Below are 24,405 nucleotides of genomic sequence, written 5' to 3'. Positions count from 1 at the left end.
CGCGCTAAATTGCCTGCCACTCTGCTAGGGAGAAGGCTGGGAAGAAGGTGCGCTGGTGACATGTTTTTCGTCCGCTTTATCGCTCAGCGCTTCCTGCTGTCGCTCGCGGTTATACTCTTTAATCCCCTGGTATAAGCTCTGGGTTTCATTGACGATGTCGTCAATCAGCCAGCGGCCGTTTTCATCCACCAGAGAGAGCGTCTGTGTAACGGTCTCCGGCCCATCGCTGAATGGGCGGAAGCGGACCACCGCGTCAACGTGCTGACTATCATGGGGCACGATATCGACCTGCTCCAGCACCAGGTTGTCATAATCCTGGCAACCGCAGATAGGATCGTAATTCAAATAGCCTACATCTCCCTCCGCCGTCAGCCTCTGATCCTCTGCGACCTCTTTCATGAGCCGGCTGGAAATCACCTGATCCTTGCCGGAAGCATCAAAAATGACCCCGGCTTGATTATCCTTATAGTGCTGATAAAGCAATTCCACGCTACGCTGAGGAGATTCACCAAACGCGGAAAAGCTGCAAATAAAAAGCAATACCAATAGTTTTCGCATAGTCGATTCTTCTTGTGGGGCACTGTACCCAGAGTAGCATTGCCTTTGTGCAGGCGTAAGTCTTCATATACGAAGAGATGTTTATCTGAATTCAAGGAGCGAGTGATGGCAACACGATTCTGGCCGGGTATCGCGCTTTTAGCGCTATTGCAAAGCGGGTGTGTGGCATACACCCAGTCTCAACCCGCACTGGAAGGCCGCCTGGTGGATAGCAGCGGAAAACCTATAACTGCGGCCACTATTACGCTGAAAAGCTATCATCCAGGGGCCAGCACCGTAACCGATAGCAAGGGCTTCTTCGCTTTTGCAGGCGAGCATGAATGGTCGTTCTTTTTACCCGTTGGGCCAATCGACAAGATTAACCTTTCCCGCTTGCTTATCAGTGCGCAGGGGCAGCAATACGATGTGTTGCTCTCATACGGGCTGAGTGGACCTTACGGCTCGGGTCCGTCGGAAGTGGGTGTACTGTGTACGCTACCTGAAACGCAACTGCCAACGGATAAAGAGGGCACAACGCCGGATATCTGCCAGCGGGTGCCGTATAAAGAAATACAGGCATCCCGCACGGCTGAGTGAGTCGGTGGAAATCAGCCCGGCACTCAGGCCGGGCTAAAAGGACTCATTAGTACAGCCCCAGCATTTTCCACCAGACAAGGCCGATGGTCATAAACACAGCCTGATTGAACAGGCTAATCAAGAACCCTGTTCGCCACCAGGTGCCTGTTGGCACGTAACCGGCGCCAAACAGAATAGGACCGCGTGCGTGGGTGTACTGCGTCAGTGAGCAATAGAGGCTACTGGTAAACGCCAGCATCAGCGCCATTGGCGCGGCGGGAATATTCAGGTGAATACCCACGCCGAGGAAGACGGCGTACAGTGCGGCGATTTGCGCATTACCGCTGGCGAAAAAGTAGTGGGTATAGAAATAGGCGGCATTCAGCAGCAACAGTACAATCACCCAACTTGTGCCGCCCATTGCGTTTCCGATGCTTTCACCAATCACGCCGCCAAACCAGGTGGTGAAGCCCAGTTTTTTCAACTGGTTCGCCATCATCAGCAGCGCCGCAAACCAGATCAGCGTATCCCAGGCCCCTTTCTCGCTTTTCACATCTTCCCAGCTCAGTACTCCGGAAAGTAACAGTACCGACAGGCCAACAAAAGATGCGGTTGTCGGGTCCACCCCCAGCGCATCGCCGAAGATCCACAGTATTAGCAGAAGCAGGACGGTGCCGAGCATCAGCCATTCGCCGCGGCTCATTTTCCCCATCAATGCCAGCTCACGCTGCGCCAGGACGGGGGCATCCGGGGTATGTTTGATTTCGGGACGCGTTATCCAGTAAACCAGCACCGGCACGATAAGCAAGGAGACAACGCAGGGGGCCAGCGCGGCGATAAACCAGCCGCCCCAAGTCAGCGTGACGCCTGCGTTTGCCGCCAGCTTCACCGCCAGCAGGTTACCGGTATAGCCGGTCATAAACAGCGCGGCGGTGACATCGTTAACGTTGCCGATACAGGTAATAAGAAAGGTACCGATTTTGCTACGCGATTCATCTTCCGGGCGAGAGTCAAAGCTGCGGGCCAGTGAGTCGGCAATCGGGTAGATGACCCCACCGCAACGCGCGGTATTACTTGGCATGGCGGGGGAGAGGATCAGATCGGCAAACGCCAGACCATATGCCAGCCCAAGCGTGCGCTTACCGAGCAGGCGGATCATTTGTAGTGCGATGCGTCGACCAAGCCCGGTTTTGATAAAACCACGGGCGATCATAAAGGCGACGACGATAAGCCAGATAAGTGAACTGTTCAGCTCGCTTAATGCCGTGAGGATAGCGCCATTAGCGGTTTTATCGCCCGCGGCGTAGGTGAGGGCGAACACGGTAATACCGATGATGCCGACAGCGCCAATAGGCAGCACTTTCGCGACGATCGAGGCAATGGTTGCGACAAAGACAATAGCTGAATGCCAGGCCTGGGCGCTGAGTCCTTCCGGAGGGGCTATTTGCCAGAGGCCGGTGGCGATAGCAACGATAATAATTAAAGGGAGCCATCGGACTCCTGACGTGGTTTTTTCGGCCATAAAGTCATCCCTATTCATGGTGTAAATAAAACATCGCGAATAAATAATCATTACAAGTGATTATGTGGTTTCAGCATAAATTATGCTGCGCTACAAATGTGAACAAATACACAATAAGAATAGGGTTAAATTGTTTCTTGATGTTTCTGATTTCAGAGAAAAAAAAGCCCGGCATGGACGCCGGGCGGGTGGAGAGTAAAAGGCATTAGCCGCCGAACTGATCCGGGTCAGGGCCAAGACGTTTACCCTGATCGAGTTTAGCGATTTCGGCCAGCTCGTCTTTATCGAGACGGAAATCCCAGACGTCAAAGTTTTCGGCAATGCGCGCCGGAGTGACGGATTTCGGGATCACAACCAGACCGCAGTCCAAATGCCAGCGAATCACAATCTGTGCGGGGGTCTTGCCGTATTTATCCGCCAGCTCGCGGATAATTTTCTGGTCAAATACCCCTTCGCCGCCCTGTGCCAGTGGGCTCCAGGATTCGGTCTGGATTTTGTGCGTGGCGTTCCAGGCATGCAACTGGCGCTGCTGCAAAAGAGGGTGCAGTTCAATCTGGTTGATAACCGGGGTCACGTTCGTCTCATCAATTAGCTTTTGCAGATGATGAATCTGGAAATTACATACCCCAATGCTCTTCACCAGCCCCTGTTCCTGGAGTTTGATCATTCCTTTCCAGGCCTCAACATAGTGATCGATAGCCGGAACCGGCCAGTGCATCAGGTAGAGATCAACATAATCGAGCTGCAGTTTATCGAGGCTTTCTTGCAATGCTTCCTGTGGGCGTTTCTGATCGTCATTCCACAGTTTTGTGGTAATAAACAGGTCTTCACGCGCAACGCCTGCACTTTTTAATGCCGTGCCGACGCCGTCTTCATTTTTATACGCGGCAGCGGTATCAATAGAGCGATAGCCCACTTCCAGCGCCTTGTGAATGGCGGAAACCACTTCCTCATTGCCCGCTTTCCACACGCCAAGACCCAGCTGCGGCATCAGGTTGCCGTCCGAAAGCTTAATCACGGTTGGATGTGTCATGCATTCCTCCTGTATGAGCTTACCGGGACAAGTCCCGGTAAGGTTGTGTGCATTAAGTCTGGACGAAAAGTCCAAAAACGAAAGGCAGCGGAGTAAAAAGCTTAGCGTGCCGCTTCGTAAATGCGACGGCTGACTTCAAGAGTAATATCCTGATGTTCACCGAGTTTTGTCATGCCATGTTCTTCCAGTTTTGCCAGCAATGCAGGGATAGAACTGCCGTCCAGACCGTAACCGGACAGACGCGTCGGCACACCCATCTGCTCAAAGAAACCACGGGTTGCTTCGATAGCGGCATCGATACGACTGTCTTCAGAACCTTCCGTGATATTCCAGACACGTTCTGCATATTGCAGCAGTTTGGCGCGCTTGGTGTCGCGTTTCTCATTCCACAGGGCAGGGAGCACTATCGCCAGCGTCTGGGCATGATCAAGACCGTGCATTGCCGTCAGCTCATGGCCGAGCATATGGGTTGCCCAGTCTTGCGGCACACCCGCACCAATCAGGCCGTTTAGCGCCTGGGTGGCCGCCCACATGACGTTGGCGCGGACATCATAGTTTTCCGGTTCTTTCAGCGCCTTCGGACCTTCTTCAATCAGCGTCAACAGAATGCCTTCAGCGAAACGATCCTGGATTTTGCCGTTTACCGGGTACGTGACATATTGCTCGACGGTATGCACGAAGGCGTCCACAACACCGTTAGCGGCCTGACGCGGCGGCAGAGTGTAGGTGTAAACCGGATCCAGCACGGCAAAAATCGGCTGAACGTGTTCAGACATAAACGCTTGTTTATCGCCAGTGGTTTTACGGGAGATAACCGCGCCTTTGTTGGATTCGGAGCCGGTTGCCGGCAGCGTCAGCACGGAACCCATCGGGATTGCGCTGGTGATTTTGCTGCCGTAGGTTTGCAGAATTTCCCACGGATCTACGCCTTCTGCGTAATGCGCCGCTGCAGCGATGAATTTGGTGCCATCCAGCACTGAGCCGCCGCCGACCGCCAGCAGGAAGGTAATTTTTTCATCCTGCGCGATTTTGACGGCTTTCATCAGCGTTTCGTAAGATGGATTGGGTTCGATACCGCTGAATTCCCGCACATCCAGACCTTCCAGCGCGCTATACACCTGATCCAGCACACCGTTTTTCTTCACGCTACCGCCACCGTAGGTAATCAGGACGCGAGCGTCTGCCGGGATTTGTTCACGCAAATCGGCAATTGCGCCTTTACCAAACAGGATGCGGGTAGGGGTATGGAGATTAAAGTTGTTCATTGCTCGTTCCCTTTATGTGGGTGATAGATGAGCAGGCAGTATGCTGCCCGATGGCAATAATTGTGGCCGTGGTGGGCTTACCTCTCAATGCACGTTTCTGCCGATGTCTTGCCTGTTTCTCCAGCTTGCTGGAGAAACCGCACAAAAGATTGCACACTGTAGCGGTCGAAAAACAGTGAAGGAGCGGCGAGCTATGAACCGTGACGAGATTTGCCAGGCGCTAACGCATAAAGTAAAACTACTGAAAAATAATGAAAACTATCTCAGTACGCTGCTTCCGGATATCCGTTTACTTTACGGTACTGAACCGGGAACCCGCACGCCGGTGATGTATCAACCGGGGATCGTTTTTCTCTTCTCCGGCCATAAGATTGGTTATATCAACGAGCGTGTATTTCGCTATGATACCAATGAATATTTACTGCTTACCGTACCCTTACCCTTTGAGTGTGAGACCTATGCAACGCCGGAGGTTCCGCTGGCGGGGTTACGCCTTAACGTCGACATTCTGCAGCTACAGGAACTGCTGATGGATATTGGCGAAGATGAATCTTTCCAGCCTGCGATGGCGGCAAGCGGCATCAACTCTGCCACGCTGTCCGAAGAGATCCTGTGTGCGGCGGAGCGTTTACTCGACGTGATGGAACGCCCGCTGGATGCCCGTATTCTGGGAAAACAGATCATTCGCGAGCTGCTCTATCACGTGCTCACTGGACCGCGTGGCGGCGCACTGCTGGCGCTGGTTAGCCGCCAGACCCATTTCAGCTTAATCAGCCGGGTGCTGAAACGCATTGAGAGCCAATACACGGAAAACCTGAGCGTCGACGAACTGGCGGCGGAAGCCAATATGAGCGTCTCTGCGTTTCACCATAACTTTAAGTCGGTGACCAGCACCTCGCCGTTGCAGTACCTTAAAAGCTACCGTCTGCACAAAGCGCGAATGATGATGATCCATGATGGTATGAAAGCCAGTGCTGCGGCCATTCATGTGGGGTATGAGAGCCCGTCGCAATTCAGCCGCGAGTTTAAACGCTATTTTGGCGTCACGCCGGGGGAAGATGTTGCGAGAATTCGCATGATGCAAGCGGGTTGATTTTCCTTCTCCTTTTGGGAGAAGGAAAAAGGAAAGGTATCAGGCGCTGCAGTATTTTTTCTTAATCACGACGGCCAGCGTACCCACCAGCCCGGCGACCAGCAGGAAAAGCGGCAGAATCATCAGGAATGTCATCACTTGATCTTCGTGGCGTTTGACGAAGGGGATCATGCTAATGGCATAGCCCAGCGTGGTGATCATGCCGACCCACAGCAGGCCACTGAGCCAGTTGAAAAGCTGAAAGCGGCGGCTGGACAAGCCTGAAATGCCGGCCATGGTTGGCAACAGAGTACGCACGAAAGCCAGGAAGCGCCCGGCCAGCAGCGCCAGCAAACCGTGACGGTCAAACATGCAGGTTGCGCGCTGGTGATATTTCTCCGGCAACTGCGCCAGCCAGCTCTTCACCACTCGCGTATTCCCCAGCCAACGTCCCTGCAGGTAGCTTAACCAGCAGCCCAGACTGGCGGCAGACGTCAGGATCAGGAGTGTCGACAGGTAGTCCATGCAACCACGCGCCACCAGTGCGCCAGCCAATAAAAGCAAACTGTCCCCAGGTAAAAACGAGGCCGGAAGCAATCCGTTTTCTAAAAAGAGTGTGGCAAACATCACGAAATAGACGACGCCAACAATATGTGGGTTCGCCAGCGCTGCAAAGTCGTGGTGCCAGAGCGCAGCGATAATGTCTTGAATTACAGCCATGGACTTTCCTGTGGTACCGCTTAGAGAAGGCTATTGTACCTGCTTATCGCCCGAAACACCTTGATCCCAGGCGCAATTAATACAGAGTATTCTGCTAGCGTAATCAGAATTTTCAACCAGCAGTTAACAATTTAAACGATACGCTGGAAACCTGCGGCCAAATCTTCAATTAAATCATCAACATCTTCCAGACCAATATGAACACGAATCAGAGTACCGCTAAAATCCACTCCGCCATCAGGACGAATAGCAGCGATCTGTTCCGGTTGATTTGCCAGAATTAATGATTCATACCCACCCCATGAGTAGGCCATGCTGAACAGTGAGAAATTATCGAGATAGGCCGCCAGCTCTTCATTGTTAAGACGCTTGTTCAGAATGAAGGAAAACAGGCCGCTGCTACCGCTAAAATCGCGCTTCCAGAACTCATGACCTTTGCTCCCGGGCAGCGCCGGATGGTTAACCTGCGCGACTTGCGGGTGCGAAGCCAGCCACTTCGCGATTTTCAGACTGCTTTCATGATGCTGACGCAGACGTACGCCAAGGGTACGCAGGCCACGGCTGGTCATATACGCCGTATCCGCATCGACCATTTGCCCCATCAGATAGGCATTCTCACGCAGTTGATCCCAACAACGGGCGTTGGAAACCGCGGTGCCGATCATCCCATCAGAGTGGCCAATCAGGTATTTGGTGGCGGCCTGAATGGAAATGTCGATATCGAATTCAAGGGCTTTAAAGAGAATGCCTGCCGCCCAGGTATTGTCGATCATAATGATCGCCTCTGGCGCCACGCTTCTGACCGCCTGCACAATTGCCGGTACGTCATGAACTTCCATGGTAATGGAGCCAGGGGATTCGAGGAACACGATTTTCGTATTGGGCTGAATCAGACGCACAATGCTTGAGCCGATCATCGGGTCAAACCAACTGGTGGTCACGCCGAGCTTGGTGAGGATCTTCGTACAAAAATCCTGGCTTGGTTCATAGGCGCTATTGGTCATCAGGATATGGTCGCCCTGTTCTACAAACGCCAGAATGGTATTTGCCACTGCCGCGGCGCCACACGGGAAAAGGGCACATCCCGCGCCGCCTTCCAGCTCACACATGGCGTCCTGTAACGAGAAATGGGTCAGCGTGCCGCGACGCCCGTAAAAAAGCTCGCCTTTTGCGCGATTACGCGTGGCCTGCTTTTTCGCTTCGACAGTGTCGAAAACCAGGGAGGAAGCCCGTTGAATGACACTATTCACCGAACCCTGCGTGTATTTCTTGCTGCGCCCCGCGTTCACCAGAGCGGTATCAATATGCTTCGCCGTCATGTTCGCCTAACCTGTTTTTATACGTCTGGATGTCCAGACTACCATGAATGCCAGACGATGCATCGGTGCCTGTTCTGATAAAGCATAAAATTTTATGAATATTCGGCGATGAAACTTTTTTACTGCGTGAGCGCAAGGAAAAAGCGGGAATATTGCGGCAGTATGTAAATACTAATGAGAACTACTATCAATTCGACGATGTTTTGATATTATTATGCTCAGATTTTGTGATATGCGTCGTGGAGATACACAGTGGGTAATAATTTGATGCAGGCGGATCTTTCCGTTTGGGGTATGTATCAACATGCCGACATCGTAGTAAAAATTGTGATGATCGGGTTGATTCTGGCATCAGTGGTCACCTGGGCAATCTTCTTTAGTAAAAGTGCTGAGATGATTGCGCATAAACGCCGCCTTAAACGTGAACAGCAATTGCTGGCTGATGCCCGTTCGCTGGATCAGGCCAGTGACATCGCCTCCGCTTTCCATGCCAGAAGCCTCAGCACGCAGTTAATTAACGAAGCCCAAAATGAGCTGGAGTTGTCCGCGGGTAGCGAAGATAACGAAGGTATTAAAGAGCGCACGGGTTTCCGCCTTGAGCGTCGCGTTGCCGCTACGGGCCGTCATATGGGCCGTGGTAATGGTTATCTTGCGACGATTGGCGCTATTTCCCCGTTCGTGGGGCTGTTTGGCACCGTATGGGGCATCATGAACAGCTTCATTGGTATTGCCCAGACGCAGACCACTAACCTTGCCGTGGTTGCACCGGGTATCGCGGAAGCGTTGCTGGCCACCGCGATCGGTCTGGTGGCGGCAATTCCTGCGGTGGTTATCTATAACATCTTCGCCCGCATGATCGGCGGTTATAAAGCGACGCTGGGTGATGTTGCCGCACAGGTTCTGCTGCTGCAAAGCCGCGATCTGGATCTGGCTGCCAGCGCCGCAGCAAAACCCGTTCACGCCGCCCAGAAACTACGAGTAGGTTGATGCCCCATGGCAATGCGTCTTAACGAAAACCTCGACGATAACGGCGAAATGCACGAAATCAACGTAACGCCGTTTATCGACGTTATGCTGGTTCTGCTGATTATCTTCATGGTGGCTGCGCCGCTTGCAACGGTAGATGTGAAAGTTAATCTGCCGGCTTCTACCAGTCAGCCGCAGCCGCGTCCGGAAAAACCCATTTACCTGTCTGTCAAAGCGGATAACAGCATGTTCATTGGTAACGATCCGGTGACTGACGAAACGATGGTGACTCAGCTTGATGCCATCACCGAAGGGAAGAAAGACACGACGGTCTTCTTCCGTGCGGATAAGACTGTTGATTACGAAACCATCATGAAGGTGATGGATACTCTGCATCGCGCGGGCTATCTCAAAATTGGCCTGGTCGGCGAAGAGGTTGCAGCCGCGAAGTAACCTTCGCGTTTGCTTATTAAGGCTGGCCTGCGGGTCGGCCTTTTTGTTTTCAGGGCTCCGCTCAGCCGACGATATAACACCTTATTTCAGGGAATCTTAACCTGAGAATGCGTAAACCAATACAGTGGGAATGATTCAGTGAATAGTCAAATCGGGTGAATAATTATTGATAATAAGGGGAGGGATAATAAGGTTATTTCAGTGCTTGCGCAGGCTCTGACGTGAGGGGCGTTGCCGCGTCTTCTGACGCAGGTTTTTCCTCAGGCGCAACGGTCGTCACAACCGCGGTGCGGTATTCTTCATCGGCAAGCTTACGGCTGATGCGCAGGGTTGCGGTCTCTCTGGCAAGGATATGCTGGTAATTGGCTTCCAGCCTGGCCATTATTTTTTCCAGCAGTTCAGGGCGCTCCTCCACGATAGCGTTGATTGTCGCACCATAGATCTCTTCTTTGACCTGAAAGGCATAGATTTCCCGGCGATTTTGCCACTTTAGTCGTACAAGGGCCGCAGGGATAGAGATGAGCTCATGGGCAATGCGCTGTATGGTGGCGTTCTTACTCTGAATCAGTGCATCAATATTTTGCTTTAAGATAAATTCGTCGCTGGGTTGATTGTCTAAAGTCAAATAAACGTCGTTATTATCTATTTTCTCCACGTCATTCATCCCCTAGCTTATAAAACAAAGGCGTATCTTTTTCGCGGGTAATGAGATTAAGCCAAATTTCATTTCCTGCTTCATTAATTTGTTTGGTCTTTTCGGAAATTATTTGGCTTAATGTCTGGGCATCAATCTCGCCTTCGGCTTGCAAATCGTTCAGCAGGCGGGCAAAAGTTTCGATTTTTACCACACGATATAATCGATCTTTTATATGACGATCGCGCTCCTCAAGCAACATATTCCGCGACTGACCGGTACGATTGGCATTCGCTAATATATCGCTGGCATAATCAGAGAGCGTTCTTTTTCCCTGAGTTAAATTAGTGTCTTTTTCTGCTTCTCCCGGTTCTGTTTCCGTAACAGAAATGTGAAATCGAGCCGGGACAAGATTCTCGGGGAGCATTTCTAATATCCTTTAATATCAATAAGGTAGGAGAAGTTCAGGCGTGAGGTTCGTTGACAATATCATGGCGCACTTTTAAAATCAAAAAAAATGGAGCCTGCATATGAACAGTATTTATTATTCTGTTGTCATTTTATTGCTGTTAACGGGCGGCGTACTTTTATTGATGCGCGAGAACAATAAAAAGCCGTCCATAGCTGAAACTGAAACGTTGGCGCCGCAAGCTAAGCCTCTGTCCAAAGAGGAGGGCGAAGACCATTTCGCAATGCTAATGAATGCCATTACCCCGGTGTGGTACTGGCGTGTAAATCATGAATATATCGATTTTCTTCATGCGACGATTAAACGCATGAACATGGCGGAGATAAATAGCGTTCCCGGGTTATTTGAGGCGCAGCGCCGTTGCAGCGATCTCAATTCTGCCGTCTACAAGTATTATGACAATATTAAAAAGCGCTGTTTAAACGGCGAAAAAGTGATGCACTCTGACCTTGATGTGTTGAACCTGCGCCAGTGTTTTCGCGAGTTCAGCATGGAGGCCTACCCGGAACTGGTCGTGCTGGTATGGCCGGAATATCAGCGCCCGGAGATAGACCCGGCACAGGTGTAACCTGTCGTGACGCTCCACTGCTGCCGGAGCAGCAGTGGAGCAGGCGAATCAATATTTCGCGTGGTGTTTAAAGCGGAAATCTTCCATAAAACCGGTCAGTTTTTCTACCGCACCGAGCGTCAGCGCGTTATAGATTGAGGCGCGTACGCCGCCAATCGCGCGGTGACCGCCAAGGCCGGAGAATCCAGCGGCTGTCGCTTCATTCAGGAACAACGCTTCCAGCTCTTTCGTCGGCAAATTGAACGCAACATTCATATCAGAACGGAAAGCCGCTTCACCCCATGGGCGGTAGAAATCATTGCTGCCGTCAATCAGGCCATACAGCAATTTCGCTTTTTGCTGGTTGATTTGAGCCATGTTTTCCAGCCCACCGACGTCATTGAGCAGCCAGCGTGTGACCAGCAGTACAACATAAATTGCGAAGACCGGCGGGGTGTTGAAGTTCGAGTGTGACTCAACCTGACGGCGATAGTCCAGGAATGACGGCAGGTTATCCGGGGCGTTTTGTACCACGCTGTCACGAACCAGTACGATGGTAACGCCTGCCGGACCAATGTTTTTCTGCGCATGGGCGTAAATCAGCGAGAATTTATCGGCCTCACACGGCTTAGACAAAAAGTCAGAAGACATGTCACAGACGCGCGGCACGTCGTCGCGGCCCAGAATACGATTGAACTGCAGACCTTCTACCGTCTCGTTGGAGACATAGTGAATGTACGGAGCGTCCGGCGAAAAATCTAACTCTTCATCGGTCGGCAAACGACGATACCCATGTTCCTCACCGCTCCAGATGACGCGAACCGGGCCTTCACGCATGGCCTCGGTCACCACTTTACGGCTCCAGTAGCCGGTATCAAAATATTCTGCCGGGTGTTTTTTCCCCCGCAGCATGGTCATTGGGACCATAGAGAACTGCTGTGTCGCACCACCCTGCAGGAACAGGATATGGTAGTTGGAAGGCAGGCCTAACAGCGTGCGGATATTGTTTTCGGTTTCACGCACCACATTTTCAAACCAGTCCGAACGGTGGCTGATACCAAGAATGGACAGCCCCGCCTCAGGGACATTAATGATCGCCTGTTGGACCTGGTTTAATACCACCTCGGGCAGCGCGCCCGGGCCGCCGGAGAAGTTCAGTGCGTTATTCGGATTCAATGACATGTTCATACCTGTGTAGCATAAATGGGTTAGAGCGTTTTACCGGCCCGTTGTAACAACATTTCCCGCATCGCAGTTTTGACTTTATGCATATGAATCTGCTTGTTGGGAAACATCACTTCGTCGTCCATGGCGTGCACGACCATCGCCGGATCGATTTCAAAAATCAGCAGTTCGCCGCTCTGCGTCTCGGCACAATCGATACCGATGTACTCAAGGCCTGTGCGCTGGCTAATTGCGTCCAGCGCATCATGGTGGCGTGCGGCAAAATCAGCGAATTCGTTCAGGAAGCGGGCTTCCTGAGCGCGTTTGTTTTCGTCTTCGTACATCCCTGCGTTGACGTAATGGATCATCCAGTTGGACGACACGCCCATATGGCAGGCATACGCTTTGCCGTCGATTAGCACCAGGCGCATTTTGCGAAACAGACCGTCGTCACCGCTGTAATCCACGAAACGGGACAAGAAAAACGTATCCTCGTCGTTCTGCTGCAGATAGGACGCGACGGCCTCACGGTTATCCACTTTTTGTAGACCGTGACCACCATGGCTGCCGACCGGGCGCAGAATAATCGGAAAGGCGTGATCGTCGGCGATATCGGAGACGGACTTCTCTCCCGCTGCCACAGACTGCAGAGACTGGCGGCTGATATGCAGCGCCGGACAGATCACCAGACCGGGCACATTTTGCAGCAGGATACTGGCGTTGTGGCGTTCAGAATTGGGGACGTTTTGAGGCGGATTCAGGACCGGCGTAGGCCAGTCGCGCAGAACATTCTCCAGGCGCTGCAAAACGGCACTTTGTTCGTCGCTGGCACCAATCGCCACCATCACCAGATCGTGTTCCGGCACGGGTGACGTCAACGGATGCGGCGCAGTGGGATCGACATAGTAATTGATGAGATCGATGTCGCTATCTTCAAGCAGGCAGTCGAGCGGAATATTGGCCGAAAGATTACCCGGCACCATCAGCATCAGTACACGCAGTTTCGTTGGCTGACGCGCATGCCAGTGGTAAACACGTTGCATCTGCAGCGCCTGGTTTTGAATTTGCAGACCTAACTCTTCATGTTTCAGGCTCATCATGGCCGTGGCAAGGTTCATCCACAGGGTCGCATCTTCCGGTGCTTTTTCCGCAAGGGCGATCATTTCTTGTGCCATAGAGGAGAAGTCAATACCTGCGATGCTCATACGTAAAAACGGCGCCATTCCCAGGAATGGCAACGATTGAGCTTCCGGCTCTGACGTTAACGACATACTGAGTGCCTCTGGTTATACAGTCGATATGACTTATGATGCTATAAATGACCAGATGGCAATGCGGTGATTAGCGGGGATAAAAAGCGGGATAACGGGAGTTACCCTCGGAAAGTGCGTCATTGCTGGGGTAAATAGTGCGAATTTTTCTATGAAATGCCGATAAACCACCTGAATGGTAATAAAAGAAGGGGGAACTGCGCCCCCATCATTTTTACTTATCGGAGGAGGCGTGCCAGAGGTTGAGTTCACCGTCGGCAACATGCTTATCGATCTGCGCCAGTTCGTGTTCACTGAATGTCAGATTGTTTAGCGCCAGCACGTTTTCTTCCAGTTGCTCCGGACGGCTTGCGCCGATCAACACGGAGGTGACACGGTCGTCTTTCAGCAGCCAGCTCAGCGCCATCTGCGCCATGGATTGCCCACGCGCGGTGGCCATCTCGTTAAGCAACCGCAGACTGTTCAGGTTGGCTTCGGTCAGCATTTTTTCCGACAGTCCGCGAACCTTCTTCCCTTCTTTCTGCATCCGCGAACCTTCCGGGATCCCGTTAAGGTATTTTCCGGTCAGCAATCCCTGTGCCAGCGGGGTAAAGGCGATGCAGCCAACGCCGTTGGCGTCGAGCGTATCCAGTAAGCCGGTTTTATCGACCCAGCGGTTAAGCAAGTTGTAAGAAGGCTGATGGATCAACAGGGGAATCTTCCACTCGCGCAGCAGCGCTACCATTGTCTGGGTTCGCGGCGTTGAATAAGAGGAGATACCGACATAGAGCGCTTTGCCGCTCTGTACGGCCTGGGCCAGCGCAGCGGCGGTCTCTTCCATCGGCGTATTCTCATCGACACGGTGCGAATAGAAGATATCGACGTAGTCCAGCCCCATGCGTTTCAGGCTTTGATCGAGGCTGGCGAGTAAGTACTTACGGGAGCCGCCGGAACCGTAAGGGCCGGGCCACATGTCATATCCTGCTTTGGTGGATATGATCAACTCATCGCGGTAAGCGGTGAAATCTTCACGCAGCAAACGCCCAAAGTTTTCTTCCGCGCTACCCGGAGGCGGACCGTAGTTATTGGCTAAATCAAAATGGGTGATGCCTAAATCGAAGGCTTTACGTAACAGAGCACGCTGGGAATCAAGGGCTTGAACATGGCCGAAGCTATGCCACAAACCCAGCGACAGTGCGGGCAGGCGCAGGCCGCTTTTACCGCAGTAACGATACTGCATCTGCTCATAGCGAGCAGGGTTGGCAAACCAGGGCATGATGTCTCCTTTCTTGTAGATGTAGGGTCGAAACAGTGTTTTTATTCTATAACGGTTCTGGTGGCGTGCTCTCGACGGGATAAAAAATCTCTTCGCTAGCGTTCTTCTCTCTAATGATAACATCGCGCGATTATTCGCTTTATGGGGTTATCAGGTGCTGAAATAGATTGTCGACACTGAACTCCGACGAAGGGGCTCTGGGCGTTGAGGTTATATTGTGTTTAAGACGTTACGGCAAGGTAAAATAGGCTTGCGCAAATGCTTCATATCGACAGTGCTGTCGGCGATGCGGCATGCGAGCTTTTCCGGAAGATGCGCAAATTTTCTGAGAAAATTCTTAGGTTATGACGTTCGTGCACCGTTGTTGCTATGAGACGGAAAAACGATAAATTATATTTATTGAATATGATCGAAATAACAGTTGGCTTTCCATGCTTCCCGTCATCCTGCCTGCGCAGTGTCACTTTCAAAGCAATGCGCTGTTCCATTTATCGCATTTTAATCAGAAGGTTACCATTCTCTCTGGACGTCACGGTGGAGACCGCCTTTTGTCACCATTACGGGTAACAAAAAACGCATTAGCATTACAAATGGTATGGTTATTGTTTCTTTGATTTTATTTATGGCAGCATGGTTAATATTTATTTTTGTATTTTATTATGATTCTTATATCTTTGTTTTAAATTTGAATGCGGTGTCGGTATGTTGTTATTTCCTTTATTGGGTGTCTTTTTTTGTTTATTTATAATATTTTTCTCAGATCTTTTTTAATTTTTGTTTTATTTATAAAGAACGTTTTTTATTTTTTACTTTAATTACGGATGTAATAACTCATCAATAAATTTCTCTCATAATATAAAGCAGTTACATATAGTTTAGTTAGGTTGCTAACCTTAAAAATCGAATGATAAACCGCGCCTTGTTTTCAAAAAATAACATTCATAAGTGAAGGTAAACCACGATGGGATATGGACAAATATTGCCCATTTTGTGATCGATTTTTTACTTTGAACCATACAAATTCCCTAAATGTTGCCGATAAAGGAATTAACTCTCAATTTCGAGTAAGCATGTCCCTTCACTGCAAGGAAATAATTATGCGTATGCTTCAAAACTTTACTATCCGAATCGTCATGCTGGTGATCCTGGGCATTTTTGGCCTGTTGTGGTCCGGCGTCGGTTTGTATAGCGTTTTCTCTCTTTCAAAAGTGGCTGATGGCAATGAAGTTGATCGCCAGCTTGTGTCACAGATGACGTTGCTTAGCCAGGGCAATGACCAGTATTTCCGTTTTGTTACGCGCCTTAGTCGTGCGATGGAGGCAAAAAGCGCAGGCGGTGCAGTCGATTTTGGTCCTGCACAGCAGTCGCTTGAGAGCATGGCGAAAAAACTCACCGAGTTTAAAGCTATCTCTCCAGGACCTATGGATCCCAAGGTATCAGAGCAGGTAATCGCTGCCTGGCAGGCACTGCTTGATCAGGGCATTACACCGCAGATGCAGGCGGCCCAACAAGGGTCGGTTGAAGCCTATCGTCAGCAGGCAAACACCGTGACCCCTGCATTGAGTCGGGCATTTGGCGCAACCACTGACAGCTTTAATAAAGCGGCAGGTGTTAGTCTTGACGAAACCCGTGTGATGGTTGACAGCCAGACCCACATCACCCGTGCGATTATTATCGTGGCAATGGTGCTGGGGTTACTGATTCTGCTATTCACCGACCGCTACCTGGTGACGATGCTGGTGAGACCGTTGGATGCCATTCGTGATCACTTCACGAAAATGGCACAGGGTGACCTTAGCCAGCCAATCCCGGATTTTGGCCGCAATTGCGTAGGACGTGTCGTGCCCTTGCTGCGTGCGACTCAGGATAGCCTGCGAGATGCGGTCAGCTCTATCCGTAACGGTAGTGAGAATATCTGGCGCGGCGCGACCGAGATTTCCAGCGGCAACAATGATCTCTCTTCCCGTACCGAAGAGCAGGCGGCAGCGCTGGAACAGACGGCAGCCAGCATGGAACAACTGACGGCAACGGTGAAACTGAACGCCGATAACGCCAGCCAGGCAAGTGAATTGGCCGATGTCGCCTCCTCAACGGCGAGTAAGGGCGGCGCGCTGGTAGAGGAAGTCATCAGCACAATGGATGGCATCTCTCAAAGCTCGAAGAAAATTGCGGAAATCACTACGGTCATTAATAGCATCGCCTTCCAGACCAATATCCTGGCACTTAACGCCGCTGTCGAAGCTGCTCGTGCGGGTGAGCAGGGGCGTGGCTTTGCGGTTGTTGCAGGCGAAGTGCGTAACCTGGCCAGCCGAAGCGCAGGCGCGGCGAAAGAGATCGAATCGCTTATCGCGGACTCCGTTACCCGCGTGGAGAAAGGCGCCAAACTGGTCAATGACACCGGCACTACGATGGAAGGCATTCTGCGTGCGGTTACCGAAGTGACCACCATCATGAAACAGATTGCTGCCGCATCCGCGGAGCAGAGCAAAGGCATTTCGCAGGTAGGCGTCGCGATTACTCAGATGGATAGCGTCACCCAGCAGAACGCCTCGCTGGTAGAAGAAATTTCTGCTGCAGCGGCGGCACTTGAGGTACAAACAGAAGAGTTGCAGCGTTCTGTACAACAGTTCCGTTTGTCTGCTAATGAGCAGGTCAACGTCGCTGCGCCGACGGCAGTGAAAACACCTGCCTTGCGCGGTACGGCTAAGAAAGCCGCTTCTTCGTCAGATGAATGGGTCGCGTTTTAAATAACACTGTTACTGCTCAAAATATCGCTATATAGTTATGTATATATCGGTTGAGGGCAGTAAGAATGGAAAACCATTTTGGCAAAGGGTTGATGGCAGGGCTTAAGGCAACACAGGCGGATGAAGCCAGTAGGGTCGCGCGTTTTTGTTCTGACTATAAACGCGGTTTTGTGCTCGGTTTTTCGCATCGTATGTTCGAAAAAACCGGTGACAGGCAACTGAGTGCCTGGGAGGCTGGCGTGCTGACGCGCCGCTATGGGCTGGATAAAGAGATGATCATGGATTTTTTCCGTGAGAGCCATTCCGGCACGGCGATGCGTTTTTTTATGGCTGGCTACCGGGCCGAAAGCTAAGCATACCGGAACCGTTTTACCCTTTTAGAAAGCCACTCTTCTGCGTGGCTTTCTTCGTTTTTATGCCCTGTGTAAACACCCTGTACTTTGTGACATACCACGCTGATATTGAATGTTTCATTCGTATAGACACACTTTTTGTATGATTACTTGATCGCACGCGCACACCCATTGCCTGAATCCAGTGTAAAAACAGGGCTAATTTTTGGCAAAGGAATGACAATGCATGGCCGACGAAATTCCTCAACTGACTTCTTTTACCTCCTGCGGCATTAATCGTCGCGATTTTATGAAGCTTTGTACCGCACTGGCAGCCACGATGGGGCTTAGCAGCACTGCTGCTGCGAAGATGGCGCAAGCCGTCACCCAGAGCAGGCGCCCGCCCGTGGTCTGGATTGGCGCACAGGAGTGTACTGGGTGTACTGAATCGCTGCTTCGCGCAACGCATCCCACCGTTGAAAACCTCGTGCTGGAAACCATCTCGCTGGAGTACCACGAAGTACTGAGCGCCGCGTTTGGTCACCAGGTCGAAGAGAACAAACACCACGCTCTGGAAACCTATAAAGGGCAGTACGTTCTGGTGGTAGACGGTTCGATTCCGCTTAAAGATAACGGCATTTATTGCATGGTGGCGGGCGAACCGATTATCGACCATATCCGTAAAGCGGCAGAAAATGCCGCGGCGATTATCGCGATTGGTTCCTGTTCTGCATGGGGCGGTGTGGCCGCAGCCGGGGTTAACCCCACCGGGGCGGTGGGCCTGCAAGAGGTGCTCCCAGGCAAAACGGTGATTAACATTCCAGGCTGCCCGCCAAACCCACACAATTTCCTCGCCACGGTGGCGCACATTATTACCTTTGGCAAACCGCCGAAGCTTGATGCGAAAAACCGTCCGCTCTTTGCCTATGGCCGCCTGATTCACGAGCATTGCGAGCGGCGTCCCCATTTCGACGCCGGACGCTTCGCCAAAGAGTTTGGCGATGACGGGCATCGTGAAGGCTGGTGCCTCTACCATTTGGGATGTAAAGGACCTGAAACCTGGGGCAACTGTTCAACGCTGCAATTCTGCGACGTGGGCGGTGTCTGGCCGGTTTCCATTGGTCACCCTTGCTATGGCTGTAACGAAGAGGGCGTTGGCTTCCACAAAGGCATCCACCAACTGGCGCATGTTGAAAACACCACGCCTCGCGTTGATAAGCCACAGGTGAACAGCAAAGAAGGCGGCGTGATGTCGGCTTCCGCTGTCGGTCTGCTGGGTGGCGTGGTGGGATTACTGGCAGGCGTAGGGGTAATGACGGTGCGCGAGCTGGGCCGCCAGCAAAAGAAAAACAACGCTGACTCACAGGGAGAGTGACCGTGAACAGACGTAACTTTCTGAAGGTGGCCTCCGGCGGAGCGCTACTGGCGGGGGGAGCACTACCCGTTTCCGCCGCTGTGCATAACCGCCCGGCGATACCGGGCGCGTGGGGAATGCTCTACGACTCCACCTTGTGTGTCGGTTGCCAGGCGTGCGTCACCCGCTGTCAGGATATCAACTTCCCGGCACGTAACCCACAGGGCGAACAGACCTGGTCGAATAATGCCAAACTCACCCCCTATACCAACAATATTATCCAGGTGTGGCGTAGCGGTACGGCGCAGCATAAAGATCAGCCGACAGACGGTTATGCCTACATCAAAAAACAGTGCATGCACTGCGTTGACCCGAACTGTGTTTCTGTCTGCCCGGTTTCGGCCCTGAAAAAAGATCCCAAAACCGGCATCGTCCATTACGACGCCAGCGTCTGTACCGGTTGCCGCTATTGCATGGTTGCCTGTCCCTACAACGTGCCGAAGTACGATTACAACAACCCCTTCGGCGCGCTGCATAAATGTGAGCTCTGTAATCAGGCGGGCGTGGAGCGGCTCAACAAAGGGGGGCTGCCGGGCTGTGTCGAAGTCTGCCCAACCGGCGCGGTGATTTTCGGTACGCGCGAAGCGTTGCTGGCCGAGGCGCAGAAGCGCCTGAAACTGCAACCCGGCAGTGAATATCCTTACCCGCGCCAGACGCTGGATGCCAACGATCCTAACGTTCGCGAAGTCCCGAAATATCATCCGCACCTTTATGGCGAGCATGAAGGGGGAGGCACGCAGGTCATGGTACTGACGGGCGTGCCTTATACCTGTCTGGGCTTGCCGGAGCTGGATGATGTTTCAACCGGTGCGCGTTCAGAAAACATTCAGCATACGGTGTACAAGGGGATGATGTTGCCGCTGGCCGTTCTTGCGGGTTTGACCGCGCTGGTGTATCGCCATACCCGAAGCGATGACCATAAGGGAGGGGATGACGATGCATCATGATCCGCAGCCGCTTGGCGGAAAGTTACTCAGTAAACCGATCTATATGTTTGGGCCGCTGATCGTCTTGTGCGGGCTGTTTATCCTCAAGCGCCTGGTTTTCGGTCTGGGATCCGTTTCCGACCTGAATGGTGGGTATCCGTGGGGGATTTGGATCGCCTTCGACTTGCTCATCGGCACCGGTTTCGCCTGTGGCGGCTGGGCGCTCGCCTGGATGGTCTATGCCTTTAATCGTGGCGAATATCATCCGCTGGTGCGTCCGGCACTGCTGGCCAGCCTCTTCGGTTATTCGCTGGGGGGCTTATCCATTACCGTCGACGTTGGTCGTTACTGGAACCTGCCGTATTTCTACATTCCGGGCCATTTTAACGTCAACTCGGTGCTGTTCGAGACTGCGGTGTGCATGACGATTTATATCGGCGTGATGGCGCTGGAGTTTGCCCCTGCTTTGCTGGAGCGTCTGGGCTGGAAGGTGTCGCTAAAACGGCTCAATAAAGTGATGTTTTTCATCATTGCGCTGGGTGCGTTACTGCCCACCATGCACCAGTCGTCAATGGGATCGCTGATGATTGCCGCCGGACACAAAGTGCATCCGCTATGGCAAAGCTATGAAATGCTGCCGCTTTTCTCGTTGCTGACGGCGTTTATTATGGGCTTCTCCATCCTCATTTTTGAAGGTTCTTTGCTACAGGCGGGGTTAAAAGGAAACGGGCCGGATGAACGGCACCTGTTCAGTAAACTTACCGGTACGTTGAGCGTGCTGTTGGCGCTGTTTCTGGTGGCGCGCTTTGGCGAGCTTATCTGGCGTAACAAACTGTCGTTCGCTTTTGCCGGGGATGGTTACAGCCTGATGTTCTGGGCCGAAATACTGCTGCTGGCTTTCCCGCTGGTGGTGTTTCGTGTGCCGCGCCTGCGCAACGACGCCCGGTTCCTGTTTACCGGTGCGGTGAGTATGCTGCTGGGTTGTGCGCTGTGGCGTCTGTCCTACTCTTTACTGGCATTCAATCCCGGTGACGGCTACCACTACTTCCCAACGGCTGAAGAGCTGATCATTTCCATTGGTTTTGTGGCAACGGAGATTTGCGCGTACATCCTACTTATCCGCCTGTTACCCATAATTCCCCCGTTAAAACAATCAGAAAGCCATGAGGCGAGTAAAGCATGAGTCAACGTATCACCATCGATCCGGTGACCCGTATTGAGGGTCATTTACGCATTGATTGCGAAATTGAAAACGGCGTGGTTTCCCGTGCCTGGGCATCGGGAACCATGTGGCGCGGAATGGAAGAGATTGTGAAGGGGCGGGATCCGCGCGATGCGTGGATGATCGTGCAGCGCATTTGCGGCGTTTGCACCACCACCCATGCGATTTCCTCGGTGCGTGCGGCGGAAAGCGCGTTGAAAATCAATGTGCCGCTAAACGCTCAGTACATCCGTAATATTATTCTGGCGGCGCACACCACCCACGACCATATCGTGCATTTCTACCAGCTTTCCGCACTCGACTGGGTAGATATCACCTCGGCTTTGCAGGCCGATCCGCAAAAAGCGTCGGCATTGTTAAAAGGCATCTCGAACTGGTCGCTAAACAGCGCCGAAGAGTTCGCCAAAGTGCAGCAGAAAATCAAAGCGCTGGTTGCCAGCGGGCAGTTAGGTATTTTCGCCAACGGTTATTGGGGACATCCGGCAATGAAACTGCCGCCGGAAATTAACCTGATTGCCGTGGCGCACTATCTGCAGGCGCTCGAGTGTCAGCGTGATGCCAACCGCGTGGTAGCGTTGCTTGGTGGCAAAAGCCCGCATATCCAGAACCTGGCGGTTGGCGGCGTGGCTAACCCGATTAACCTCGATGGGCTGGGCGTGCTCAATCTTGAGCGCCTGATGTACATCAAAACCTTTATTGACCGGCTGGAAGACTTTGTCGAGCAGGTTTACAAGGTCGATACGGCGGTGATCGCGGCGTTCTACCCGGAATGGCTGACGATGGGCAAAGGCGCGGTTAACTATCTGAGCGCGCCGGAATTCCCTACTGATGCCCAGAATGGCAGCTTCCTTTTCCCCGGAGGCTACATTGCCAACGGGGACCTCGCTACCCGTCGTGAAATCACTTCCCACAGTGACGAATACCTGATCAAGGGGATTCAGGAGAGCGCGAAACACGCCTGGTATAAAGATGAGGAACCGCAGGCGCCGTGGGAAGGGACGACCGTGCCTGCCTATACGGGCTGGCAGGACGAGGGCAAATACAGTTGGGTGAAATCCCCCACCTTCTATGGCAAAACCGTGGAAGTTGGCCCGCTGGCGAACATGCTCAATAAGCTGGCCGCGAAACGGGAAACGACCTGGGAAAAACTTAACGATATCATTGCTATTTACCAGAAACTTACCGGGAAAACCCTTGGCGTCGAGCAGTTGCACTCCACACTTGGCCGCGTGATTGGCCGTACCGTTCACGCCTGCGAGCTACAGCATATCCTGCAGCATCAATACAAGGCGCTGATTACCAATATCGGCAAAGGCGACCACGTGACGTTCGTGAAACCGGATATTCCGGCGACGGGCGAGTTTAAAGGGGTGGGTTTCCTGGAAGCGCCACGCGGTATGTTGTCGCACTGGATGGTTATCAAGGACGGCAAAATCAGCAACTACCAGGCGGTAGTGCCGTCGACCTGGAATGCCGGTCCGCGTAATGCTAATGGCGATATCGGGCCGTATGAGCAGTCGCTGATTGGCACTCCGATTGCGGATGCGAATAAACCACTGGAAGTGGTGCGTACCATCCACTCGTTTGACCCTTGCATGGCTTGCGCGGTGCATGTTGTCGACGCGGACGGTAACGATGTTGTCTCGGTGAAGGTGCTGTGATGCGTATTTTGGTACTGGGTGTCGGTAACATTTTATTGAGCGACGAAGGCATTGGCGTTCGTGTTATTGAAGCGCTGGAGCAGCGTTATGTTATGCCGGAAGGCGTAGAGGTGCTGGACGGCGGCACTGCGGGCATGGAGTTGCTGGAAGCCATGGCGAATCGCACCCACCTGATCATCGTTGATGCGATCGTGTCGCGCAAAAGCGAGCCGGGCGCGCTGCTTATCCTGCGTGATGAAGAGGTGCCGGTGCTGTTCAACAATAAAATCTCGCCCCATCAGTTGGGGCTATCTGATGTCCTTTCCGCCCTGCGCTTTACCGGCGAATTCCCGGATAACATTACCCTGGTGGGGGTGATTCCCCACTCGCTGGAGCCGAACATCGGGCTGACGCCAATCGTTGAGGCAAGCCTGGAGCCTGCGTTACAGGCGGTACTTATGGCGCTACAGGAATCCGGCGTAACACCGGCATTACGGGAGCGCGCGTATGTCTGATTTCCTCGGTTTTCAACATTCCCCGCATGAACTGGTGGAAGCAGCGTTTGCGCGCATTGCCACAGATGAGATGCAGGATTTGCCCTTTTTACATCCGACTATGCCGGTTTTTGTCCCCGGCTTTACGTTGTTTGAAGGGCAATGGATCGGCTGCGTATTGACGCCCTGGATGCTGAGCCTGGCTATCTTTCCCGGCCCGGATCAGTGCTGGCCCCCGCGAAAAGTGGGGGAGAAGATCGGCCTGCAACTTCCCTTTGGCGAGATGATGTTTACCGTCGGCGAACTGGATGGGATATCCCAGTACTGCGCCTGTTCACTGATGTCGCCGTTGGCGCACGATCTCTGTGTCGGGCAAGGGAAAACGCTGGCCCAGGATTGCCTGCGTATGGTGCTTTCTCTGCCGGTGCGTGACCCGCAGCTCAGCCGCCGAGCCCTGTTTGCTGGCCTTAAAGGCGGCGAGTATGCATGAGCTTTCCCTGTGCCAGAACCTGGTTGAGATCCTTGAACAACAGGCTCAGCAGCATGGGGCAAAGCGGGTAACGGGCGTCTGGCTGGAACTGGGGGCGTTTGCCTGTATCGAGGAGAGCGCCCTGCGTTTTGGCTTTGAGATAACCTGCCGGGGAACGGTGGCAGAAGGGTGTCAGTTGCATCTTTCACAGCGTCCTTCGCTGGCCTGGTGCTGGAACTGCAACGAAAGCGTTGAGGTGAGCGGGGATGAGGTGTGCCCGCATTGCCACAGCCCCGGCTTGCAGCGGGAAAACGACAGCGGCATGCAAATCAAAAGTATCGAAGTCGATCAGGAGTAA

The 24,405-nt window shown here is 52.6% G+C and carries 25 protein-coding genes; 14 read left to right on the top strand and 11 right to left on the bottom strand.

Translation table 11 applies throughout. The annotated features are described in order from the left end of the window. Positions 1-24: 24 nt before the first annotated feature. Entirely contained in the window at positions 25-558 is a 534-nt protein-coding gene (locus ABIB59_RS13295) for a DUF3828 domain-containing protein (protein ID WP_354035735.1), read from the bottom strand. A gap of 105 nt (positions 559-663) precedes the next feature. Between ABIB59_RS13295 and ABIB59_RS13290 the strand changes: the two genes are divergently transcribed. After that, a complete protein-coding gene (locus tag ABIB59_RS13290) occupies positions 664-1,134 on the top strand; it encodes a carboxypeptidase-like regulatory domain-containing protein (RefSeq protein WP_110295740.1) in 471 nt (156 codons plus the stop codon). A gap of 46 nt (positions 1,135-1,180) precedes the next feature. On the opposite strand, the gene ABIB59_RS13285 is transcribed toward ABIB59_RS13290, so the two are convergent. From ABIB59_RS13285 to yqhD, 3 genes are all read right to left on the bottom strand, one after another. Next, positions 1,181-2,635, bottom strand: coding sequence for a DASS family sodium-coupled anion symporter (locus ABIB59_RS13285; RefSeq protein ID WP_039078082.1), 1,455 nt, complete (start codon positions 2,633-2,635; stop codon positions 1,181-1,183). 205 nt (positions 2,636-2,840) lie between these two features. Next, entirely contained in the window at positions 2,841-3,668 is an 828-nt protein-coding gene (gene dkgA, locus ABIB59_RS13280; protein WP_039078081.1) for a 2,5-didehydrogluconate reductase DkgA, read from the bottom strand. Between the two features lie 101 nt (positions 3,669-3,769). After that, the gene (gene yqhD / locus ABIB59_RS13275; protein ID WP_354035732.1) at positions 3,770-4,933 is read right to left on the bottom strand and encodes an alcohol dehydrogenase; all 1,164 of its coding nucleotides are present in this window, start codon (positions 4,931-4,933) and stop codon (positions 3,770-3,772) included. Positions 4,934-5,126: 193 nt separating this feature from the next. Between yqhD and ABIB59_RS13270 the strand changes: the two genes are divergently transcribed. Beyond that, on the top strand, positions 5,127-6,026 hold the full coding sequence (locus ABIB59_RS13270) for an AraC family transcriptional regulator (RefSeq protein WP_354035730.1): 900 nt from the start codon (positions 5,127-5,129) through the stop codon (positions 6,024-6,026). Between the two features lie 39 nt (positions 6,027-6,065). On the opposite strand, the gene yghB is transcribed toward ABIB59_RS13270, so the two are convergent. Further along, entirely contained in the window at positions 6,066-6,725 is a 660-nt protein-coding gene (gene yghB, locus ABIB59_RS13265; RefSeq protein ID WP_039078078.1) for a DedA family general envelope maintenance protein YghB, read from the bottom strand. Positions 6,726-6,856: 131 nt separating this feature from the next. Continuing rightward, entirely contained in the window at positions 6,857-8,044 is a 1,188-nt protein-coding gene (gene metC / locus ABIB59_RS13260) for a cystathionine beta-lyase (protein WP_110295745.1), read from the bottom strand. A gap of 252 nt (positions 8,045-8,296) precedes the next feature. On the opposite strand from metC, the gene exbB reads away from it, so the two are divergent. Then, the gene (gene exbB, locus ABIB59_RS13255; protein WP_039078076.1) at positions 8,297-9,031 is read left to right on the top strand and encodes a tol-pal system-associated acyl-CoA thioesterase; all 735 of its coding nucleotides are present in this window, start codon (positions 8,297-8,299) and stop codon (positions 9,029-9,031) included. A 6-nt stretch (positions 9,032-9,037) separates the two neighbouring features. Beyond that, complete coding sequence (gene exbD, locus ABIB59_RS13250) at positions 9,038-9,463, top strand: TonB system transport protein ExbD (protein ID WP_125123857.1); 426 nt, start codon at positions 9,038-9,040, stop codon at positions 9,461-9,463. Positions 9,464-9,656: 193 nt separating this feature from the next. On the opposite strand, the gene ABIB59_RS13245 is transcribed toward exbD, so the two are convergent. After that, positions 9,657-10,127 (bottom strand): cytoplasmic protein, encoded by a 471-nt coding sequence (locus ABIB59_RS13245; protein WP_079497104.1) that lies wholly within the window; start codon positions 10,125-10,127, stop codon positions 9,657-9,659. Further along, on the bottom strand, positions 10,120-10,524 hold the full coding sequence (locus ABIB59_RS13240) for a hypothetical protein (RefSeq protein ID WP_039078073.1): 405 nt from the start codon (positions 10,522-10,524) through the stop codon (positions 10,120-10,122). The genes ABIB59_RS13245 and ABIB59_RS13240 overlap by 8 nt, the downstream gene beginning before the upstream one ends. Before the next feature lie 103 nt (positions 10,525-10,627). Between ABIB59_RS13240 and ABIB59_RS13235 the strand changes: the two genes are divergently transcribed. Further along, positions 10,628-11,134: an ESA_00282 family adhesion-associated protein gene (locus ABIB59_RS13235; protein ID WP_039078072.1), complete on the top strand. Its 507-nt coding sequence runs from the start codon at positions 10,628-10,630 to the stop codon at positions 11,132-11,134. 48 nt (positions 11,135-11,182) lie between these two features. Here ABIB59_RS13235 and ABIB59_RS13230 read toward each other — a convergent pair whose 3' ends face one another. The 3 genes from ABIB59_RS13230 to ABIB59_RS13220 form a co-directional block, all read right to left on the bottom strand. Further along, a complete protein-coding gene (locus tag ABIB59_RS13230; RefSeq protein ID WP_039078071.1) occupies positions 11,183-12,295 on the bottom strand; it encodes a phosphoserine transaminase in 1,113 nt (370 codons plus the stop codon). 26 nt (positions 12,296-12,321) lie between these two features. After that, complete coding sequence (locus tag ABIB59_RS13225) at positions 12,322-13,548, bottom strand: ATP-grasp domain-containing protein (protein ID WP_071194551.1); 1,227 nt, start codon at positions 13,546-13,548, stop codon at positions 12,322-12,324. Positions 13,549-13,762: 214 nt separating this feature from the next. After that, positions 13,763-14,803 carry an aldo/keto reductase gene (locus ABIB59_RS13220; protein ID WP_071194552.1) on the bottom strand — a complete coding sequence of 347 codons (1,041 nt, stop codon included), beginning with the start codon at positions 14,801-14,803 and terminating at the stop codon, positions 13,763-13,765. A 1,097-nt stretch (positions 14,804-15,900) separates the two neighbouring features. Between ABIB59_RS13220 and ABIB59_RS13215 the strand changes: the two genes are divergently transcribed. The 9 genes from ABIB59_RS13215 (at position 15,901) to hypA (ending at position 24,405) form a co-directional block, all read left to right on the top strand. Further along, a complete protein-coding gene (locus ABIB59_RS13215) occupies positions 15,901-17,550 on the top strand; it encodes a methyl-accepting chemotaxis protein (RefSeq protein WP_039078068.1) in 1,650 nt (549 codons plus the stop codon). Between the two features lie 65 nt (positions 17,551-17,615). Further along, positions 17,616-17,903 (top strand): DUF2623 family protein, encoded by a 288-nt coding sequence (locus ABIB59_RS13210; RefSeq protein ID WP_165157976.1) that lies wholly within the window; start codon positions 17,616-17,618, stop codon positions 17,901-17,903. A 226-nt stretch (positions 17,904-18,129) separates the two neighbouring features. Then, the gene (gene hybO / locus ABIB59_RS13205) at positions 18,130-19,257 is read left to right on the top strand and encodes a hydrogenase 2 small subunit (protein ID WP_052249210.1); all 1,128 of its coding nucleotides are present in this window, start codon (positions 18,130-18,132) and stop codon (positions 19,255-19,257) included. 2 nt (positions 19,258-19,259) lie between these two features. Next, on the top strand, positions 19,260-20,243 hold the full coding sequence (gene hybA / locus ABIB59_RS13200; RefSeq protein WP_132438597.1) for a hydrogenase 2 operon protein HybA: 984 nt from the start codon (positions 19,260-19,262) through the stop codon (positions 20,241-20,243). Beyond that, positions 20,233-21,405, top strand: coding sequence for a Ni/Fe-hydrogenase cytochrome b subunit (hybB, locus tag ABIB59_RS13195; protein ID WP_039078065.1), 1,173 nt, complete (start codon positions 20,233-20,235; stop codon positions 21,403-21,405). Before hybA ends, hybB begins: the two co-directional genes overlap by 11 nt. Next, complete coding sequence (gene hybC, locus ABIB59_RS13190) at positions 21,402-23,105, top strand: hydrogenase 2 large subunit (protein WP_039078064.1); 1,704 nt, start codon at positions 21,402-21,404, stop codon at positions 23,103-23,105. Before hybB ends, hybC begins: the two co-directional genes overlap by 4 nt. Further along, a complete protein-coding gene (locus ABIB59_RS13185) occupies positions 23,105-23,599 on the top strand; it encodes a HyaD/HybD family hydrogenase maturation endopeptidase (protein WP_039078063.1) in 495 nt (164 codons plus the stop codon). Before hybC ends, ABIB59_RS13185 begins: the two co-directional genes overlap by 1 nt. Further along, positions 23,592-24,068, top strand: a complete 477-nt coding sequence (gene hybE, locus ABIB59_RS13180) for a hydrogenase-2 assembly chaperone (RefSeq protein ID WP_039078062.1) — start codon at positions 23,592-23,594, stop codon at positions 24,066-24,068. Before ABIB59_RS13185 ends, hybE begins: the two co-directional genes overlap by 8 nt. Next, a complete protein-coding gene (hypA, locus tag ABIB59_RS13175) occupies positions 24,061-24,405 on the top strand; it encodes a hydrogenase maturation nickel metallochaperone HypA (protein ID WP_071194557.1) in 345 nt (114 codons plus the stop codon). Before hybE ends, hypA begins: the two co-directional genes overlap by 8 nt.

This window comes from Citrobacter sp. UYEF32, assembly GCF_040546205.1.
GTDB classification, from domain to species: domain Bacteria; phylum Pseudomonadota; class Gammaproteobacteria; order Enterobacterales; family Enterobacteriaceae; genus Phytobacter; species Phytobacter diazotrophicus.
This window is presented reverse-complemented; position numbering and strand designations above follow the sequence as displayed.

Coding starts and splice junctions, on each gene's coding strand:
- ABIB59_RS13295 (WP_354035735.1), bottom strand. CDS start 558: ATGCGAAAACTATTGGTATTGCTTTTTATTTGCAGCTTTTCCGCGTTT.
- ABIB59_RS13290 (WP_110295740.1), top strand. CDS start 664: ATGGCAACACGATTCTGGCCGGGTATCGCGCTTTTAGCGCTATTGCAA.
- ABIB59_RS13285 (WP_039078082.1), bottom strand. CDS start 2,635: ATGGCCGAAAAAACCACGTCAGGAGTCCGATGGCTCCCTTTAATTATT.
- dkgA (WP_039078081.1), bottom strand. CDS start 3,668: ATGACACATCCAACCGTGATTAAGCTTTCGGACGGCAACCTGATGCCG.
- yqhD (WP_354035732.1), bottom strand. CDS start 4,933: ATGAACAACTTTAATCTCCATACCCCTACCCGCATCCTGTTTGGTAAA.
- ABIB59_RS13270 (WP_354035730.1), top strand. CDS start 5,127: ATGAACCGTGACGAGATTTGCCAGGCGCTAACGCATAAAGTAAAACTA.
- yghB (WP_039078078.1), bottom strand. CDS start 6,725: ATGGCTGTAATTCAAGACATTATCGCTGCGCTCTGGCACCACGACTTT.
- metC (WP_110295745.1), bottom strand. CDS start 8,044: ATGACGGCGAAGCATATTGATACCGCTCTGGTGAACGCGGGGCGCAGC.
- exbD (WP_125123857.1), top strand. CDS start 9,038: ATGGCAATGCGTCTTAACGAAAACCTCGACGATAACGGCGAAATGCAC.
- ABIB59_RS13245 (WP_079497104.1), bottom strand. CDS start 10,127: ATGAATGACGTGGAGAAAATAGATAATAACGACGTTTATTTGACTTTA.
- ABIB59_RS13240 (WP_039078073.1), bottom strand. CDS start 10,524: ATGCTCCCCGAGAATCTTGTCCCGGCTCGATTTCACATTTCTGTTACG.
- ABIB59_RS13235 (WP_039078072.1), top strand. CDS start 10,628: ATGAACAGTATTTATTATTCTGTTGTCATTTTATTGCTGTTAACGGGC.
- ABIB59_RS13230 (WP_039078071.1), bottom strand. CDS start 12,295: ATGTCATTGAATCCGAATAACGCACTGAACTTCTCCGGCGGCCCGGGC.
- ABIB59_RS13225 (WP_071194551.1), bottom strand. CDS start 13,548: ATGTCGTTAACGTCAGAGCCGGAAGCTCAATCGTTGCCATTCCTGGGA.
- ABIB59_RS13220 (WP_071194552.1), bottom strand. CDS start 14,803: ATGCCCTGGTTTGCCAACCCTGCTCGCTATGAGCAGATGCAGTATCGT.
- ABIB59_RS13215 (WP_039078068.1), top strand. CDS start 15,901: ATGCGTATGCTTCAAAACTTTACTATCCGAATCGTCATGCTGGTGATC.
- ABIB59_RS13210 (WP_165157976.1), top strand. CDS start 17,616: ATGGAAAACCATTTTGGCAAAGGGTTGATGGCAGGGCTTAAGGCAACA.
- hybO (WP_052249210.1), top strand. CDS start 18,130: ATGGCCGACGAAATTCCTCAACTGACTTCTTTTACCTCCTGCGGCATT.
- hybB (WP_039078065.1), top strand. CDS start 20,233: ATGCATCATGATCCGCAGCCGCTTGGCGGAAAGTTACTCAGTAAACCG.
- hybC (WP_039078064.1), top strand. CDS start 21,402: ATGAGTCAACGTATCACCATCGATCCGGTGACCCGTATTGAGGGTCAT.
- ABIB59_RS13185 (WP_039078063.1), top strand. CDS start 23,105: ATGCGTATTTTGGTACTGGGTGTCGGTAACATTTTATTGAGCGACGAA.
- hybE (WP_039078062.1), top strand. CDS start 23,592: ATGTCTGATTTCCTCGGTTTTCAACATTCCCCGCATGAACTGGTGGAA.
- hypA (WP_071194557.1), top strand. CDS start 24,061: ATGCATGAGCTTTCCCTGTGCCAGAACCTGGTTGAGATCCTTGAACAA.